The 17,447-nt window shown below is 47.8% G+C and carries 15 protein-coding genes; 4 read left to right on the top strand and 11 right to left on the bottom strand.

The features are described 5' to 3' along the window. Positions 1 to 179: 179 nt before the first annotated feature. The 3 genes from CAP50_RS04670 to CAP50_RS04680 all read right to left on the bottom strand — a co-directional run bounded on the left by CAP50_RS04670 (position 180) and on the right by CAP50_RS04680 (position 3,239). Positions 180 to 1,874: an alkaline phosphatase D family protein gene (locus CAP50_RS04670; protein WP_172953060.1), complete on the bottom strand. Its 1,695-nt coding sequence runs from the start codon at positions 1,872 to 1,874 to the stop codon at positions 180 to 182. A 194-nt stretch (positions 1,875 to 2,068) separates the two neighbouring features. Next, positions 2,069 to 2,476, bottom strand: coding sequence for a hypothetical protein (locus tag CAP50_RS04675; protein WP_100749197.1), 408 nt, complete (start codon positions 2,474 to 2,476; stop codon positions 2,069 to 2,071). A 247-nt stretch (positions 2,477 to 2,723) separates the two neighbouring features. Further along, the gene (locus CAP50_RS04680) at positions 2,724 to 3,239 is read right to left on the bottom strand and encodes a hypothetical protein (protein WP_075101043.1); all 516 of its coding nucleotides are present in this window, start codon (positions 3,237 to 3,239) and stop codon (positions 2,724 to 2,726) included. A 343-nt stretch (positions 3,240 to 3,582) separates the two neighbouring features. On the opposite strand from CAP50_RS04680, the gene recJ reads away from it, so the two are divergent. Next, a complete protein-coding gene (recJ, locus tag CAP50_RS04685; RefSeq protein WP_100749198.1) occupies positions 3,583 to 5,334 on the top strand; it encodes a single-stranded-DNA-specific exonuclease RecJ in 1,752 nt (583 codons plus the stop codon). A 70-nt stretch (positions 5,335 to 5,404) separates the two neighbouring features. On the opposite strand, the gene CAP50_RS04690 is transcribed toward recJ, so the two are convergent. The 7 genes from CAP50_RS04690 to CAP50_RS04720 form a co-directional block, all read right to left on the bottom strand. Then, positions 5,405 to 6,070 carry a trimeric intracellular cation channel family protein gene (locus tag CAP50_RS04690; protein WP_100749199.1) on the bottom strand — a complete coding sequence of 222 codons (666 nt, stop codon included), beginning with the start codon at positions 6,068 to 6,070 and terminating at the stop codon, positions 5,405 to 5,407. 110 nt (positions 6,071 to 6,180) lie between these two features. Continuing rightward, positions 6,181 to 6,816, bottom strand: coding sequence for a trimeric intracellular cation channel family protein (locus CAP50_RS04695; RefSeq protein WP_100749200.1), 636 nt, complete (start codon positions 6,814 to 6,816; stop codon positions 6,181 to 6,183). A gap of 105 nt (positions 6,817 to 6,921) precedes the next feature. After that, positions 6,922 to 8,082 carry a multidrug resistance efflux transporter family protein gene (locus CAP50_RS04700; protein ID WP_100749201.1) on the bottom strand — a complete coding sequence of 387 codons (1,161 nt, stop codon included), beginning with the start codon at positions 8,080 to 8,082 and terminating at the stop codon, positions 6,922 to 6,924. A 143-nt stretch (positions 8,083 to 8,225) separates the two neighbouring features. Then, complete coding sequence (gene queE / locus CAP50_RS04705) at positions 8,226 to 8,957, bottom strand: 7-carboxy-7-deazaguanine synthase QueE (RefSeq protein ID WP_075101048.1); 732 nt, start codon at positions 8,955 to 8,957, stop codon at positions 8,226 to 8,228. Between the two features lie 297 nt (positions 8,958 to 9,254). Further along, the gene (dapD, locus tag CAP50_RS04710) at positions 9,255 to 10,076 is read right to left on the bottom strand and encodes a 2,3,4,5-tetrahydropyridine-2,6-dicarboxylate N-succinyltransferase (protein ID WP_100749202.1); all 822 of its coding nucleotides are present in this window, start codon (positions 10,074 to 10,076) and stop codon (positions 9,255 to 9,257) included. Between the two features lie 101 nt (positions 10,077 to 10,177). Then, complete coding sequence (locus CAP50_RS04715; protein ID WP_100749203.1) at positions 10,178 to 11,137, bottom strand: alpha/beta fold hydrolase; 960 nt, start codon at positions 11,135 to 11,137, stop codon at positions 10,178 to 10,180. Between the two features lie 82 nt (positions 11,138 to 11,219). Further along, on the bottom strand, positions 11,220 to 12,983 hold the full coding sequence (locus tag CAP50_RS04720; RefSeq protein WP_241900647.1) for an amidohydrolase: 1,764 nt from the start codon (positions 12,981 to 12,983) through the stop codon (positions 11,220 to 11,222). A gap of 375 nt (positions 12,984 to 13,358) precedes the next feature. Between CAP50_RS04720 and arsS the strand changes: the two genes are divergently transcribed. The 3 genes from arsS (at position 13,359) to CAP50_RS04735 (ending at position 15,938) form a co-directional block, all read left to right on the top strand. Continuing rightward, positions 13,359 to 14,336, top strand: coding sequence for an arsenosugar biosynthesis radical SAM (seleno)protein ArsS (arsS, locus tag CAP50_RS04725; RefSeq protein WP_100749204.1), 978 nt, complete (start codon positions 13,359 to 13,361; stop codon positions 14,334 to 14,336). A gap of 222 nt (positions 14,337 to 14,558) precedes the next feature. Continuing rightward, positions 14,559 to 15,269 (top strand): TIGR04283 family arsenosugar biosynthesis glycosyltransferase, encoded by a 711-nt coding sequence (locus CAP50_RS04730; protein ID WP_100749205.1) that lies wholly within the window; start codon positions 14,559 to 14,561, stop codon positions 15,267 to 15,269. Between the two features lie 15 nt (positions 15,270 to 15,284). Beyond that, complete coding sequence (locus CAP50_RS04735) at positions 15,285 to 15,938, top strand: TIGR04282 family arsenosugar biosynthesis glycosyltransferase (RefSeq protein ID WP_100749206.1); 654 nt, start codon at positions 15,285 to 15,287, stop codon at positions 15,936 to 15,938. A gap of 79 nt (positions 15,939 to 16,017) precedes the next feature. On the opposite strand, the gene mtnP is transcribed toward CAP50_RS04735, so the two are convergent. Beyond that, entirely contained in the window at positions 16,018 to 16,899 is an 882-nt protein-coding gene (mtnP, locus tag CAP50_RS04740) for an S-methyl-5'-thioadenosine phosphorylase (RefSeq protein WP_100749207.1), read from the bottom strand. Positions 16,900 to 17,447: the final 548 nt, after the last annotated feature.

The raw sequence follows: 17,447 nt of genomic DNA on the forward strand, positions 1-17,447 counted from the left end.
ATAGAATTGCTAAATATGCTTAAAAACCACAAATAGTAAAAGGGTGCGTCAGCTAACGCACCCTTTTGCTGTTTATATCAAGGCGGCACTGGTATAAATCTTTTTGGTGTACTGTGTCTGCACCGCTCGATGCTGCGTAAAACTCACTGTCGTTCAATAGTTCAGTGGGCGCTAAAGATTTATGCCTCGCTCATCGCCGCTGGGTTTGTTGTCGTCTTTTTGACGGATACGGCCTTGTCCGCCGCGGCTAGGGCAGCCACATTGCTGATAGGGCGAGACTGGGCTGCATCAACTAAATGATGGGCGCGTGATTGTGTGGCCAATCCTTTGGCAAACTGGGTGCTACTATCACGGACGGTGAGCGTATCGGTATAGTACCACTCACACTGAAACGCCTGCTCGGTGATGTCTAGTAGCATATAGCCGTGGTCGGTTTGGTTGTTAAACTTTTGGTGCGGGTTGACGTCGGGCCCTGTATTTGGCTCAGTAAAGGCAAGTGAGGTGAGGGCAGGGCAAACAAACTCAACCGCCAGCGCGCCTGCACCAGTTGCTGGATTATAGCTGTCACTATCAAAAGGATTTTTGGCGACATCAAAGGCAAAAGAGGCATGATAGTCCCCCGTCAACACGACGGTGTTTTTGATGTCGTTATTGTCAATATAGTCTAATAGGCGATCGCGCGCACTGGCATAGCCGTTCCAGATGTCGCCTGAGCTGCTGGCAAAAGCGCCTTTAAAAGGTGACAAGATTACTTGCTGACCCAATATTTGCCATGTGGCGCCGTGGCGTTTGCTCTCAGACATATTCAGATAGAGCCAGTTTTCTTGCTCAAGCCCCAATAGCTGGCGTTCTGGCTCCTGACTGGCGGCTGCATCGAGCTTTTCGCGGCCAAAGATGCGCGTGTCGAGCATGTTTAAATCAAACAATTTACCAAACTCAAAACGCCGATAAATACGTAGCTGGCTGTCAAGCGCATTGCTCTTGTCGTCCCGAATGGGCATCCACTCATGATACGCACGGACAGCCGCCATTTTGCGCTCTAAATAGCTGCCTTTGCTGTCGTTATGAAAGCGCGCACCCCCTTTCCATGAGTTATCAGCGATTTCATGGTCGTCCCAAACCGCGATAAAAGGATGCTGGCGATGGCATTCTTGTAGGTCGATATCCGTGCGATAACACGCATAGCGTTGGCGATAGTCGTCTAGGCTGATGATCTCGTTTTTGGGAAACAACGGACGCTCTTCTATCAGTGACTGATCGCGATAAAACCCTTCCTTGTATTCATAGATATAATCTCCCAAATGCACCACGGCGGCGATATCGGCTTGTTTGGCGATATGGGCATAGCCATTAAAGTACCCAAAGCCATAGTTGGAGCAGGACACCACTGCCAAGCGCACACGCTCTATCTCGCTCGCTGCCATATCAGACGGCGGAATGGTACGGGTACGGCCAGTAGGCGAAATATAGCCCAAGGCTTCAAAAGCATAATAATACGTGGTATCAGGCTGAAGGGAGGTGGGATCGACTTTGATAGTAAAGTCAGAGGCGGCGGTGGCAATGGCGCGGCCTTGGGCGACGATATTGGTCAGATCAGGGTCTGTGGCGACCTTATAGCCGACAGGGATGCTGGTGGCATCAATACTGCCGTCATTGGTGATACGGGTCCACAGTATCACCCTATCTTGTAGTGGGTCGCCACTTGCGATGCCATGTACAAAGGGCTGGGCACCTTGATAACCCAAGTCATCGACGTCGTCTAGTGCCACCACGGGGCGCTCGTCATCGTCTGATGAGCAGGCGCTCAGCTGCGTCAATAGGGTCCCCGCCACAGTCGCTTGGCTACCAAGCTTAATAAAATCACGTCTTTTCATCATTCATCCTTGATCTGATACAAAAGTAAAATCCATTGACTGATAATCTATCGTAATAGACAGCGCGACGCAATCGTAAACCTGCCTATTAGCGTTATATCTACTGATAGAGGATTTTGATTAATGATAAAGGATTTTGACTAACGGGAGGTATGCTTGAGTACTTGAGTAAATCGCATTCCGTGATAGTCTGGTTATTTCATAAAACTTGCATAGCAGCTCTGCAGTGATTTTGCGACGACTCGAGTAACCAGCTGCGTGCGATAGCTGGGATCGATGGCCGCGTTGCCCAGCTCAACGAGGCTGACTTGCTGCGGAGCTTGCTCACTGACGCAGCCACAGACATTGCTTTTTATGGTTTCTTGCTGCGTCTCGGTCATGGCAACGCTGGCAATACGCCACGCATTTTGTTTTTCGATTTGGCTGCGGCATTGGTTGTCAATGGCTGCGCGAAACACATTCATACCGATTTCATTGGTGGTACCAATGGCTGTGCCAGCGTCATTATTGACGCCGCCTGTGGTGGTGCAGCCGCTCAAGGCAAGCGCAGTCAGTAAGGCAGTAGATGCCAGTGTTTTTTTTGTAAGCCCGTGTTTTTTCACAGAATACTCCTTGGTATGGTTATAAAAATAATGGTTGTAAAGGTAATGGTTATAAAGATAAACATGGTGCCACGATAGTCCTAAAAAAGCACATAAAAAAACCAGCAAAGGCCATTTATTTTGGTCTTCGCTGGCGTTTTAGGATCGCGCAGAGCATCAAAGCGAGACTGAAATAAGTAGATCCCAGTCTAGCGAACTGATGCAGCGTATCTTTTTTATTTAGTTCTTTTATTTAGTAATGCCGATATTAGACGTTTTTACCGTGCTGCTTTTGCTGAATGTCTTTGGCCAACTTATAGCAGTCGTTGATATGGTCGGTGGCGATTTTCTTAAAAATGGTATAGCCCATCGTTGCAGCCACCAATTGCCCACCCAATGGGATAAATTTGGTCACTTGCTTGGCGGCGATACGACCACCAAAACCTTGAATGGTTTTTTTGACGAGACCACGCGTCGCCATCAAACCTGCAAAGTCAACCGTACGGTCTCTAATCGCGCTCCAGTGCACTTCGCGTGACTCCAAGTCAATCGCTGATTTACGGTCTTCGATCAAGCCAAAGCGCTCACTGATCTCAGGGATGAGCTGGGTCAACATGCCTGCATCGACTGCCACATCAAAAAACGGCACAGGTACGATGGCGACACCAGCTGAGACTCTGGCACGTTTTTTGACTAAACCCAGACATTCTTGTTTGACTTTATCAAGATCAAGATTGGGGTCGATGGTATTAGGGAGTTTTTCAGCGACTGGTGTGGTTTTCATAAAAGGTCCTTGTACGTTTTTTTAGATAATGAATAATAGGGTTTTTATATCACTCACGGTGAAAATATATTGATTGACATCCATTTTATGGGTTTATCGGTAGCATACAATCATCGCTTTGTAGCAAAATGCAGAAAATTACAGTCACTGTGCACCGTTTTTGTAAATTTAGCCTAAGCCAGAGGTGTGCGCAAACATAGAGCGTAAGCACTGTATGATCTGCTGAAGGCTGACAAAGTGTTTTAAAAAAGTGTTTTAAGAAGTCAAAAGCAATCGTAAAGAATAAACCTGACCGCTATAAATTGGCATTGTGACCCTGCATGAAAGCCAGTAGAATACCATCATGCTAAATTTAACCCCCCGTTATACCAGCACTCGCATCGACGAGTTGCCCGCCGCTTTGCAGCTTCTTGCCGCCCAGTCACCGACGCTTGCCCGACTATACGCTGGTCGCGGCATCACCAATCCTGAGCAGCTGGAGATCAGTCTCTCTGGGCTACTGCCCGCTGAGCAGCTGCATGGTGTCACCAAAGCTGTGGATCTGTTAGATGCTGCTATTGATAAAGGTCAGCGGATTTTGATCGTCGGCGACTTTGACTGCGACGGCGCGACTAGCACGGCGCTGATGATGCGTGTGCTCACTAAGATGGGCGCGGTGGTGGACTTTTTGGTGCCAGATCGCTTTAAATATGGCTATGGGCTAACGCCTGAGATTGTGGAGCTGGGGATTGAGACTTATCAGCCAGACATGATCGTGACGGTGGACAATGGCATCTCCAGTCATGAAGGTGTCGCCCGTGCGCAGGCCGACGGCATTACGGTGATTATCACCGACCATCACTTGACCACCAAAGCGACCCCACCAGCTGAAGCGGTGGTCAATCCCAATCAGCTCGACTGTCATTTTGCCAGCAAAGCATTGGTGGGGGTTGGCGTGGCGTTTTATGTGCTGGGCCGCTTGGCAAAACAACGCCGTACAGCTGGTAAGTCCACTGTACAAGTCAGCCAGTATTTAGATTTGGTGGCGCTCGGCACGATTGCCGATGTTGGCGTATTGGACAAAAACAACCGTATCTTGGTGCATCACGGGCTAACTGCCATTCGTCAAGGGCGCTGCTGCATGGGTATCTTGGCGCTCCTCGAGCAAGCAGGCCGTGATCCAAAGCAGCTGCACGCGCAGGACTTTGGGTTTGTCTTAGGCCCTCGTATCAACGCTGCTGGGCGTATGGATAACATGCGTATCGGCATTGAGTGCTTGTTGACCGAAGACTGGCACACCGCACAGCGTTTGGCGCAAGAGCTAGAACAGCTAAACCGTACGCGCCGTCAGGTAGAAGGCGAGATGCGGGCGCAGGCGGACAATATCGTACAAACGCTAGCAGGCACCGCCAGTAGCACCGATAAGCGCAGTATTATTTTGTATCAAGACGATTGGCACCAAGGCGTCATCGGTATCGTCGCTGGACGATTAAAAGAAACGCATTATCTGCCCAGCATTGTCTTTGCGCCAGCAGATAAAGCGTGTACCGGAGACGATGATGCGATCAAAGGCTCTGCGCGGTCGATTGCAGGCGTGCATATTCGTGATGCCATTGAGCTGGTCGCTGAGCGCTATCCTGACTTGATCAGTCACTTTGGTGGCCATGCGATGGCGGCAGGCTTGACGATCAAGCGTCGTCACTTTGACGGGTTTGTGGCGGCATTCAATGAGGTCATGGCAGAGATAGATGACGAGGTGTTTGCTGAGCAAAAACTCACTGACGGGCCACTGCAGGCCAGCGACTTTAGCCTATGGTTTGCCGAGCATTTGGCAGATGCCAGTATCTGGGGTCATGGCTTTGCACCGCCGATATTTGATGGGGTATTTGAGGTATTAAGCTTTAAGGTTTTAAAAGACAAGCACTTGAAGCTATCACTGCGTTATCCCGACGTGCAGTATCCGATTGACGCCATTTATTTTAACTTTGATAGCGCGGCGTGGGATTATCGCGCCCAGCAAGTGCATGTATTGTTTGAGCTGGACATCAACGAGTGGAACGGCAAACAAAGCTTACAACTCATGATCAAAGACTTGGCAGTGGTAGCAGCGGCGTAGCTCGTAAAGCGCTTTTACCGCCAGTGCTTTGACTGTTTAGCATTGAGACCCGCGTGCCAGCGCCGTGTGATTAATATCGCCATTCTATGGTCGGAAACTGCCAATCATAACGTATCGCCAGCATGCGCAAAATAAAAATCGTACTCATCGCTGAGACGTCAGCCACCCAAGGCGTCACGCCGAGATTGTGCAGCGCAAAGTAGAGAATGCCGCCTGCCAACGCCGCGGTGATATAAATCTCTTGCTGCAAAACCAGCGGTATCTCATTGCAGATCATATCGCGGATAATACCGCCGACCACAATGGTAATTACCCCTAGGAGTAAGGCCACTGGCACGTTGGCGTCCATACTGTCTGCGACTTTGATGCCGATGAGGGTAAAGGCTGATAGGCCAATGGTGTCTGAGAGTTTGAGAAACCTATCGACGCGTCTGGAGTTTGGGTGAAAAAATATCTGCATCACCAGTGAAGACAAAGTAATGACGGTCAAGTAGCTCATATCGACCATCCAAAACAGCGGATGACGGTCTAAAATGACATCACGTACCGTACCGCCACCGATGGCAGTGACAATAGACACCAGCAGACAACCAAAGACATCGAAGTTTTTGTGCTTGGCCAGTATCGTACCTGAAACGCTACAAGCGACGATACCGATCATATCAAACAAATATATCAGCGAGCGCGGATCAAACGTGGTGATCAGAGCAGTAGGGTCTAATGCGATGGTCAACATGCGCAAGTCTCATTAGGTGAGGATGGGGCAGCGGGTCGAATCGGTAGAAGAGGATAAAGGCTATCTACAATCAATCTGATATTAGTTAGCTGCCAATGAATCGTCAACCCTTAATCAACTAGGCGAATAGACGGCAGATGCCAGTCAAACCTCAGTGCCAACATCCGCACAGCAAAAATCACAAACAGCATAATAAATTCATTGATGCCAGCATCGACCCCCAAATACTGCAGCAGCAGGTAGGTCGTAGAGCCTATGATGCTGGCCGTGATATAAATCTCATGCTGTAGCACCAGCGGTATCTCATTACAGATAATATCACGTAATAGCCCACCGATAATCGCGGTCCAAACCCCCATCATAATCGCAATAATCGGTGACATATCTTGCGTGAGCGCCACCTTAAAACCAATGACACTAAATGCGGCCAAGCCAATAGCATCAAAGAGCTTTAGCGCATTATCAATTTTATGATAAAGGTGGAAAAATATCTGTAAAATAAGCGAGGTCACCGTGATGACGATCACATAATTGAGATCCGTCATCCAAAACAGCGGATGACGATCAAGCGCCATATCACGTAGTGTACCACCGCCGATGGCATTGACCAGCGATACCAAAATACAGCCAGCAATATCAAAGCCTTTGTGCTGCGCCAGCAAGGTCCCCGCGATCGCGCAGGCTATCACCCCTACCATATCCAGTAAGTACAACAAGATATCAGGAAAAATCAAATCATTAACCATCGTTATAGCACCAAGTCGTGACCGTCAAAATGAGATGACTGAGCGCAATAAAGGCTATTGCATTCGTCGTGTAGCAAAAACATCAACGAGACAGCTGTGTACGACTTAGCCATCCTTGGCAAAAAATATCAGCCCGATAATGATCAAACCAATACCGAGCAAACCCATCGCTGAAGGTATCGAGCTACCCAGTAATAATATCCCACCGATAAGGGCAAATATCACTTCACTGGCTTGGGTGGCATCGACGCCAGCCACTTCGCTTGAGGTCACCGCCTGACCGCGCGCGTACAAAAATATAGTAGTAGCCGCCACCCCGGCCAACAAAGCCACCAGTAATGTATTAAACACCTGTGTGCTATTAGGCAGCTCGGGTCGCACTATCATGCCCAAAAGCAGCCAAAATGGCAAACTCCCCAGAGTCATTAGCCACACTTTGTTAAAGGCATTGTGTAGTAAAGTAGTCTCAATCGAGGGAATACGATGGATCAGAGTTTGCAGTAGTGACGGCGCGGGTGCGGCAGCAGGCAGAGCATTTAGAGCGGTGCTGGTGGTATTAGTGTCATATAAAGTAGGCGGCAGATCATAAGCTTCAGAGATTAGTGGCTCGTCATGGATGTCGGCGATGCCAGATACGGCGTGCGACTGATCTGCCACGTCAGCGGGTAACGCTGGCGTGCGGGAGTTATGAGTGACTTGCCAGACCAACTGATTGCCAATCGGGTAGCTAAAGGCGGCAATAAGGGCGGGTAGTGCGCCATAGAGCAGCATCTGTGCCATAGGGACGGCATGGGCAATATCAGTGTCGGCAAGTGCAGCGGCGTGCAAGCCCTCACTGACATTGACCATCACCACGCCAACAAATACCAAAAGGGCATAAAGGATGAATTTTTTATCAAAACGCTGGCCAAAGACCATCAGCACCAATAAGCTGGTCACGACGGTAAACATAAAGGTCGCCGCTACCACCCAGCCTGCCACATGATCGGCGGCATAGCAGATACCTGCATAAAACAGCCCAAAGCCAATACTGCCTGTGAGACACCAAAAAACCCAGTGCTGAAAAAAGACCGCTGTCAAAGCTTTGAGGCACCCCATCCCTTGCTGAAACAAGATGATGCCGGTGATTATCAGCCACATAAAGACATAGCGCAGACTCGCCGACCAAAACCAGTGGCCGCCTGCCGCGCTCATCATCTCATTTAAAATAAATGTCGAGCTAAAAAACGCGCCCGCCACTAAGCCCAGTAGTATTAGCTTGATCATCCTTGTGCCCTTATTCTTATTTCCGTGTCGTGTGAGCGATTTGTGCCGTTTTTCTTGTGTCCTTGATACAGCTGTTTAGCTGTTTATGATAACGCCGAGGCGATGTCCTATCGTTATTTGCCTTTTTACTGTTTGCCTTTTCACTATTTACCTTTGGCATCTGCCCAAATGATTTTGTGCAATTGCAGCTGAAAGCGCACGGGCAGGGCGTCGGTCAGTATCCATTCGGCAAGCTCGCGGGCAAGCACAGGCACCTCTGGACTGACCGCGTCATTGATATCATCTGCAATAGTAAACATCGGCGAAAACCAAACCGTGCCGACACGTTTATCCAGCTGATGCTCAATGAGTGTGGCTTTTGCCCAGTCATAGTCAGTGCGGTTCATAATGACAAACTTAATCTGATCATGCTGGGTTAAGTGGTCAAGATTTGACCAAAGGTTTTTATCAGCTTCGCCTGAGCTTGGGGTTTTGAGATCCATGACTTTGCTGACCGCCGCTGGTACGTCTTTGACACTCAGCGCCCCTGCCGTCTCAAGGGAAATCTCATAGCCATCGCTGAGCAGGCATTGCATCAGCTCGATGGCATTGGGCTGCGCCAATGGCTCACCGCCCGTCAGACAAATCCGCTTGCACGGATAGGTTTTGATCGTCGCTATGATGGCATCTAATGACTGACGCTCGCCACCTGTAAAGGCATACTTAGTATCGCAGTAGACGCATCTGAGCGGACAGCCGGTTAAGCGGACAAATATGGTCGGTAAGCCTGAGGTCAGCGCCTCACCTTGTAGCGAGTAAAAAATCTCTGTCAAACGCAGACCTGCGCTCGGGTCGGTGACAGGAATGGCGGCGGTGCGTAACGGCGACTGGTTCATAATGGTTTCAAATACAATATAGTTTCAACGACAAGTGAGCGTTGATAAGGCGATAGGTTGATAAAACGCTCGGCGATAAGCCTTTGCAAAAAGTCAGGGCGTAGGTGCGGCCGCTTTATGCGAGGATAGCGCAAAAAATCACGGTGAATTATAACGTAACCAATGATATTACACTGCGGCTAATACATAAAAAATTAAAACATAAAAAAAGATGCTGAAGCCATGCTCCAGCATCTGTATATAAAGCTATTTTACTAAAAACAGTTTGGTATAAAAACCAACGTATACGTGAGCAGATTAATCTAAGCGTAGCAGCTCATTGACCGCTGTCTTTGCGCGCGTCTGTGCATCGACTTTTTTGACGATGATGGCGGCATAGAGGCTATGGCTACCGTCTTTTGATGGCAAGCTACCTGGTACGACGACAGAGCCTGCGGGTACGCGGCCGCGATGAATCTCGCCTGTTTCGCGATCATAAATGCGCGTTGATTGACCGATATACACGCCCATGGAGATGACCGCGCCTTCTTCGACGATGACGCCTTCGACGATCTCAGAGCGTGCACCGATAAAGCAGTTGTCTTCAATGATGGTCGGGTTGGCTTGTAGTGGCTCAAGCACGCCGCCGATACCCACGCCGCCTGAGAGATGCACGTTTTTGCCGATTTGGGCACATGAGCCGACCGTCGCCCATGTATCAACCATCGCGCCTTGATCGACATAAGCGCCGATATTGACGTATGACGGCATCAGCACCGCGCCTGCCGCGACATATGAGCCTTTACGAGCGACCGCAGGTGGCACGACGCGTACGCCAGCTTCTTTAAACTGCGCTTCGGTCCAGTCAGCAAATTTGGTCGGTACTTTGTCATAAAACTGCACATGTTCGCCAGCGGCTTGTACGTAGTTGTCGTTTAGGCGAAATGACAGTAGTACTGCTTTTTTGGCCCACTGATTGACGACCCATTCGCCATCCTTTTTTTCTGCTACGCGCAGGCTGCCGTTATCTAGTTGCTCAAGCACTTGCTCGATGGCATCGCGCACATCTTGCGGCATGGTGCTTGGGCTATATTCGTTACGGTTTTCAAAGGCTTGTTCGATGGTTTGTTGTAATGACATAAAGGTTCCTAAAATTAATAAAAGAGAAGTCTTATAACAAAATAAGGGCGTAAATGTGGTGAAAAAACACGTTCGCTGTATTGTCGCTAATTTGACCGCTTTTAGCAAACGTCCGCAGTATTATCTTCTATCCATTCTAGGATATCTTGATAAACGGTTTGATGGTCTTTTTCATGGAGCGGCTCATGACGCATATTTGGATAAAGCTGGATATCGACGTTGCTAAAGTTTTGCTTGTTTAAGCGGGTGACGATGCGACGAATGCCGCGACCCATATTGCCGATAGGGTCGTCCTCGCCGCTGATAAAGAGCATCGGGAAGTCCTTGGTAATGGTGGCGGCCCAGTGCTTATTCAGCCCCGTTTCCATCAAACAAAACAGCGTCATAAAGCCGTTATTGGTAAAATCAAAGCCTGTCAATGGATCAGCCTCATAGTCTGCGATGGCTTCGGGGTTTTGATTTAACCAAGCAAACTCAGAGTCTGATTGGCGGTTCTTTAGCTTGCTATTGAGGACTTTATTCATGACCGTGGCAAATACAGGATTTGGGGTTTTTGGGGCGACTTTTGCCAAGAGTTTATTGGCAGGTACCAGCACTTTGGTCAAGGGGTTGGCATCTGCACTGCCCATCAAGATAGCACCTGCAAAGCGATGAGCGTGATGTTTGAGGACATTGCGGACGATAAAGGAGCCCATTGAGTGGCCCATGACAAAATGTGGCACCTCCGGATGACGCGCTTGTAACTGATCTGCCATCACGATGACGTCTTTTAGCAATGACTGCATAGGATGCTCGTCAGCGAAAAACCCTAAGTCCGCTTGGGTTTTGACGGTTTTACCATGGCCTAAATGGTCATAAGTGGCGACGGCGATACCGTGATCGGCCAAAAACTGTGCAAAATCTGCATAGCGGCCACTATGCTCGGCCATACCGTGTACGACGAGTAGGGTGGCCTTGATATGGGTTTGCGTATCGCTTGGCACAAAAAACGTATGATGTAGATGGTGGATATTGTCTGAGGACAAAATATGCTCGTGACTGCTATCGGTGCTACTACTCATAAAAAACTCCTATGATTCAGTAAAATACGGATCGCACGATATAAGCTGCCTGATATCGTGCATGGGCCATATCATTTGGCTGCTATTGTACTGGACGCTGATAAATAGTGTTGCCTTCTTTGATGGTTTTTACTACTTTAATATTGCGGATATCGGCTGGTTTTATGGTCAGCGGGTTGTTATCTAAAATCACCAAATCCGCGAGTTTACCAGGAGCCAGTGTGCCTTTGGTGTCTTCTTCAAAATACTGATACGCCGCGTTGCTGGTGATGGCCTTGAGAGCTTGGTACGGCGTGATGCGTTCATCAGTACCGATGACTTGACCTGTACGTGAAGTGCGATTGACCGCTGTCCAAACAGAAAACAGCGGATCGACTGGCGTGACAGTGTCGTCGGAGTGATTGGTATAAGGGATACCCATTTTATCAACTGTGGCAAGAGGGCTTAAGGAATTGGCGCGTTTTTCGCCCAAGTTTTTGATATGGACATCGCCCCAAAAATAAGCGTGATTGGTAAAAAATGACGGCACCATATTGTACTTTTTAAACGCCGCTAGCTGGTCTGGCCGCGCAAACTGCGTATGAATCGGCACGATACGGCGGTCTTTATCAGTGGCTTGCCCCGTTTGTTTGACTGCATATTCGTGCGCTTTGAGGATCATATCAGTGGCCGCGTCGCCATTATTATGAATAAATAACTGATTGTCATTTTTATAGGCTTTGACAAACATCTCATTCATCTTCTCTTGGCTGATACTCGGCAAGCCGCGGCAGTCGCTCTCGCAGTCTGGTACAGGCGTCAGATAGGGCTGAGTAAAGTAAGCGGTCTTGCCTTGCGGGGAGCCATCGGCGATGATTTTGGTACCTTGTACCTTAAAACCGTTTTGATAGGTTTGCCATTTAAAGTCTTTATCGGCTAAGTTTTCGTCCAAATCACTAACCCCTGCCAAGGAGACCAAGTCGATTTTTAGCTTACCATTATCGGCTTGTTTTTGAAAAAACTGAATAGCATCACGGGTCGTAGAGCCGTCTTGCGCCGTGGTCACGCCGTACTTGGCGTAGTAGTCTTGGGTTTGATCAAAAAACTGCGCTTGCTTGGGCTCAAGCGTCTTGAGCAATTGATACATAAGCGGATACATCGCCGTTTCTTGTAGTAGACCGTTTGGCTCGTTTGAGCCTTTGACTCGGGCGATATTACCGCCTTCAGGTGACTGGCTATCGGCAGTGATGTCCATAGCAGCCAGCGCACTGGAGTTGGCAACTCCCATATGACCGCTGGTGTGCTGCAAATACACTGGGTTGTTTGGCAAAACGCTATCAATCTCTTTTTTGGTTGGATGGCGATCCTCAGTGAGCTGCGTCTCATCATAACCCCAGCCAAATATCCACTCGCCATCAGCGATATTATTGTCTTTTTTATAAGCCTTTAACGCTTGCAGCATTTTATCGATATTGTCTATCTTGCCAATCGGCGGCGCGCTCAGATCCACCTGTCCCATAGTGTTGGACACCAAGCCAAAATGACTGTGCGGATCGATAAATCCTGGCAGCAGCGTCTGATGTTGCAAATCGACAGTCGCGGCGTTTTTATAGTTGTCTTGCGCTTGTGTTAAGCTACCGACATAAGCAATCTTACCGTTTTGGGTGACCAATGCTTGCGCCAGTTGCGGCTTGTCGCCCTCCATGGTAATAATATTGCCGTTGTAATAGATGGTTGCTTGACTGGTCGCTGTTTGTACCGCCACCGCGCTGTCTTGATTGTCTGCTGTCAGATTTGCTGCACAGCCGATCATGCTCAGTAGGCCAATGCCTAATAAGGCCGGTCTTATAAATAGATGTGTGCTCATTTTTTTCCCTAGTCTTGTCTTTTCTCATGAATGATAAATGTACTGTGCGCTTTGCCAAAAGATGCCGATAGAACCAATCTAACTATAATGCCAAATGCGGTCAATATCCTTGGGCGATTTGTTGCTTTTCTATCCTGTGGGAGCCAGTAGCGCCTAGAGCATGCATTAATGCTGATATGGAATAACCAGCTAAATACTTAATATTAATGATAATACAGAAGAAAAAATAAGGTATGATTTATGAAGTCTCCTTTATTTTTTTGCTGAATGATAAGCATATGATGTGGACCATGCCCGAGCCTGCATCAAGGCAACATCAAAGTTTTAGCACGATTTTTTATCGCAAAAAGACACCTGGCTGGATGCCATATCGTTATGAAATCTACTATTGAGCTACTCGAAGCGACGGATTTTCCTGCTATCAACAGACATAAGCTTACGACTCTACAAGTCAATATGGGCTACCTGTGTAATATGTCTTGTGTGCATTGTCATGTCGCAGCCAGTCCATACCGCACCGAGATGATGACGCGTGAGTTGGTTGAACTTATTGCGCAAGTGCTGCAAGCGCAAAATATCGATACACTTGATTTGACCGGCGGCGCGCCTGAGATGCACGAGGATTTTAAATACTTGGTAAAAGAAGCGCGTAAGCTTGGCGTCAAAGTCATTGATCGCTGTAACTTGACGATCTTGATAAAAGAAGGCTATGAAGACATGGCGCAGTTTTTGGCAGATAACGAGGTGGAAGTGGTTGCCTCACTGCCGTGTTATTCGCTTGAAAACGTCGATAAACAGCGCGGCAAAGGCGCATTTGATGACAGTATCCTAGGGCTGCATAAGCTCAACGCTTTGGGCTATGGAAGGGCAAATACAGGTTTGATTTTGAACTTGGTTTATAACCCGCAAGGCGCGACCCTACCGCCCAATCAGCAGACACTAGAGGCGGACTATAAGCGCGAGCTCAAAGCACACTTTGATATTGAGTTCAATCAGCTATTTGCTCTGACGAACATGCCTATTCAGCGCTTTGGTGCAGTCTTGCTTGCCAAAAACGAGTTCTATCCTTATATGACGCTGCTCAAAGACAACTACGATGCGCACAATCTCAAAGACGTCATGTGCCGCTCGACCATCAGTGTCAATTGGCTGGGCGAATTGTTTGATTGTGATTTTAATCAGCAGCTGCAGATACCAGTGCCGAATAAATCGCGCCGGCATCTAAAAGACTTATTGACGCAAAATCCTGAGGGTGATGACATCGCGATTGCCGATCATTGCTACGGCTGTACGGCAGGACAGGGAAGTAGCTGCGGCGGCGCTTTAGAAAATGATCAGACGAAAGTGGTTTAGCGTTTTCAGGTACTGTTTTTCAAATTAAGATAAGCCACACCAACCATGACTGAACGCTATAGTCAGTTCGAAATAAAATCGATACGCTCATATGAACGTGCAACTGGTACAAATTTTCCTTGCTTGCTGTGTCTACGCTGACAGATGCGGCGCAAAATTCATACCAGCTGCACTGTATCGGTTTTAAAGTAAATTAACTATGAATAAAAAGCAGCCAGAAGCATGCCCACAATTTCTATCATCATTCCTATACTCAACGAGGCAGATAACCTGCCGCATTTGTTTGTACACATCATCGGGCTAAACCCACCTCCGCAGCAAGTGATATTGGTTGATGGTGGCTCAAATGATGAGTCTTTGGCATTGACTCAAAGCCTTATTACAGATTTGAGAGTGATTCAGCAGTCAGACATCGACTGGCAAGTGATTCAGTCACAAGCAGGTCGTGCACGGCAAATGAACAAAGGCGCAGCGCTCGCTACTGGTGATGTGCTGCTGTTTTTGCATGCAGATACCAAATTGCCACCTCAAGCTATTACGGATATAAAAACTGCTACCCAAGATAAAAAATGGGGCCGTTTCGACGTACGTCTAAATAGCCCTGATTGGATGCTAAAGCGAGTCAGCAAAATGATAAACTTACGCTCGCGGCTAACTGGTATTGCCACGGGTGACCAAGCTATTTTTATCAAACGAGATTGGTTTGAGCAAATTGGTGGCTATCCCGATCAAGCGTTGATGGAGGATATTGAGATTAGTAAACGTTTAAAAACCATTGGCAAACCTGCTTGTTTAACCAGTCAAGTCATCACCTCAGCACGGCGTTGGCAGCAGCATGGCACTTGCCGCACGATATTACTGATGTGGCGGCTGCGCTTTGATTATTGGCGCGGCGTACCTGCTGACAATATTTGGCAGCGCTATTACCGATAAAAACAAACCCTTATCATGAATCAAAACTCATCAACCTGTATTATTATCTTTGCCAAATTCCCCGCGGCGGGCAAGGCAAAAACGCGCTTGCAGCCAGTGCTTGGGATGGCAGGGGCCGCTCGTATGGCGCGTAAACTGCTTTTGCATAGTACCCGTCAGGCGCAAGCAACAGGGTTTACGGTTGAGCTATGCGTCAGTCCTGCGCCAAGCGATCCATGCTGGCAGACGCTGGATTTACCCAAGTCATTGCACTGGTCAGCACAAGCCGATGGCGATCTGGGATTACGTATGCTTAACGCCAGTACGCAGGCTTTGGAAAAGTTTGAAAAGGTATTGCTGATAGGGAGCGATTGCCCCAGTTTGACAGCGGCAGTGATTCAAAATGCCGCACAGCAGTTAGATAATTCACATAACTTACATAACTCATCTAATAAAGTTGATAGCGTAATGATTCCCGCCTTTGATGGCGGTTATGTACTGTTTGGTTTTAAGAAGATTTATGCCAGTCTATTTTCAGATATCAAGTGGAGTACCGCAAGCGTTGCCTCTATTACTCAGCAGCGTATTAAAGATTTAAACTGGTCATTGGCTTTGTTAGCGCCTTTGCCTGATATCGATGAGCCTGAGGATTTACAGTATCTGCCCGTAGGCTGGCTGGATACCATCTGAATAACTCTTAGGTTTAAACGACTTAAAATGCTAAAGCCATCAAATATTTTGGTGGTTTTTTATGCAATAACGATTGATACTATTTGGGTAATAGCGCTGAAATCCTGGTCTTGGTTTTATCACTCATCGCTTCTATTGGCGTGACTAATGCTTGCGCTAGAGCTGTATGAGCGATAGATTTGGGCTGCTCGCTAGCGAGTAGGGCGACTGCTTCTTTAATCACTTGCTGGGCATTATCAGCATTTTTCATCAGGTTTTGGATGGCATAGTCGGCGCTGACGGCTTCCTCGGTAGGGTGCCAGCTATCAAAATCGGTCACTAACGCAAGCGTGGCATAGGCAATACTGGCTTCACGCGCGAGTTTGGCTTCTGGCATATTGGTCATGCCGATGATGTCAGCGTTCATTTGCCGATACCACTGCGACTCTGCACGAGTAGAGAACTGTGGCCCTTCGATACAAACGTAAGTCGCTTTTGAGTGGCACTGCCCATCGGCAATATTGGCTTTATCATAAGATCTCGTCAAAACCTCAGACATAGCAGGGCAAAGCGGATCAGCCATCGACACATGAGCGACTGCGCCATCCTCAAAGAAGCTACTAACACGCTGCTTGGTCATATCAATCATTTGATTAGGGACGACCATATCTAAAGGCTTTAGGTTTTCTTGTAATGAGCCGACCGCTGATACCGAGATGATATAACGCACGCCTAGCGTTTTTAGCGCATAGATATTGGCGCGGTACGGCACCTCGGACGGCATGAATTTATGACCCTGACCATGACGGGCCAAAAAGGCGACGGTAGTGCCGGTCAGCTCGCCCAATACAATGTCATCAGACGGCTCACCGAAAGGCGTCTCAACTTTAACGCGCCGTTTATTAGTCAAGTCTGCCATCTGATACAGGCCACTGCCGCCGATGATGGCGATATCAGCGGTTTGTTTTGTTGCTGAGGTCATAGGGCGCTCCCTGATGTTTTGTGATAAGTATTTATTGAGAATATAGCACTCTCTTTACGTAGGAATGTCATTACTTTGCATCGCTATCTTTGGGCAGAGAGTCACATAGGGTCATTTGCAGTTATTGATATTGATAGTCATCGTGTCTCTTATATCTATCATAAAGGTTTACAAAAAAGCGAGGTTTTGTTTAAATGGTTTGGTTATTGAAACATGGTTTCGCATATCAAAACTACAGCTTTTGTATATATAGTGAGTTCAGTATAAAAACGATACAGTGGGGCTGGGATAAATTTTACGCAGCCTCTGTCGGCGCAGGCACAGCACGCAAGGAAAATTTATCCCAGTCCCACGTTGACATATAATGTATCTGTTTTATTTAGAATCGACTATAGTTGATCTACTATAAAAGAAATGCAGTAAGACAGGAAAGCATTTTGCGCAGTATTTGTTTGCGTCGCCACAGGCAGTTTATTTACCATAAGAATTGCTATAGTATTACAGGTCTGTAACGTATCTATTTTTAAAGACTATGCGTTTAGACAAAC

This window comes from Psychrobacter sp. L7 (assembly GCF_002810365.1).
GTDB lineage: Bacteria > Pseudomonadota > Gammaproteobacteria > Pseudomonadales > Moraxellaceae > Psychrobacter > Psychrobacter celer.

Excerpts from the sequence above, each read along its gene's own strand:
- queE (WP_075101048.1), bottom strand. The coding sequence starts at position 8,957 with ATGAACCAGTCGCCGTTACGCACCGCCGCCATTCCTGTCACCGACCCG.
- CAP50_RS04730 (WP_100749205.1), top strand. The coding sequence starts at position 14,559 with ATGCCCACAATTTCTATCATCATTCCTATACTCAACGAGGCAGATAAC.
- CAP50_RS04690 (WP_100749199.1), bottom strand. The coding sequence starts at position 6,070 with ATGTTGACCATCGCATTAGACCCTACTGCTCTGATCACCACGTTTGAT.
- recJ (WP_100749198.1), top strand. The coding sequence starts at position 3,583 with ATGCTAAATTTAACCCCCCGTTATACCAGCACTCGCATCGACGAGTTG.
- CAP50_RS04720 (WP_241900647.1), bottom strand. The coding sequence starts at position 12,983 with ATGAGCACACATCTATTTATAAGACCGGCCTTATTAGGCATTGGCCTA.
- arsS (WP_100749204.1), top strand. The coding sequence starts at position 13,359 with ATGAAATCTACTATTGAGCTACTCGAAGCGACGGATTTTCCTGCTATC.
- CAP50_RS04680 (WP_075101043.1), bottom strand. The coding sequence starts at position 3,239 with ATGAAAACCACACCAGTCGCTGAAAAACTCCCTAATACCATCGACCCC.
- CAP50_RS04715 (WP_100749203.1), bottom strand. The coding sequence starts at position 11,137 with ATGAGTAGTAGCACCGATAGCAGTCACGAGCATATTTTGTCCTCAGAC.
- mtnP (WP_100749207.1), bottom strand. The coding sequence starts at position 16,899 with ATGACCTCAGCAACAAAACAAACCGCTGATATCGCCATCATCGGCGGC.
- CAP50_RS04735 (WP_100749206.1), top strand. The coding sequence starts at position 15,285 with ATGAATCAAAACTCATCAACCTGTATTATTATCTTTGCCAAATTCCCC.
- CAP50_RS04670 (WP_172953060.1), bottom strand. The coding sequence starts at position 1,874 with ATGAAAAGACGTGATTTTATTAAGCTTGGTAGCCAAGCGACTGTGGCG.
- CAP50_RS04700 (WP_100749201.1), bottom strand. The coding sequence starts at position 8,082 with ATGATCAAGCTAATACTACTGGGCTTAGTGGCGGGCGCGTTTTTTAGC.
- CAP50_RS04695 (WP_100749200.1), bottom strand. The coding sequence starts at position 6,816 with ATGGTTAATGATTTGATTTTTCCTGATATCTTGTTGTACTTACTGGAT.
- dapD (WP_100749202.1), bottom strand. The coding sequence starts at position 10,076 with ATGTCATTACAACAAACCATCGAACAAGCCTTTGAAAACCGTAACGAA.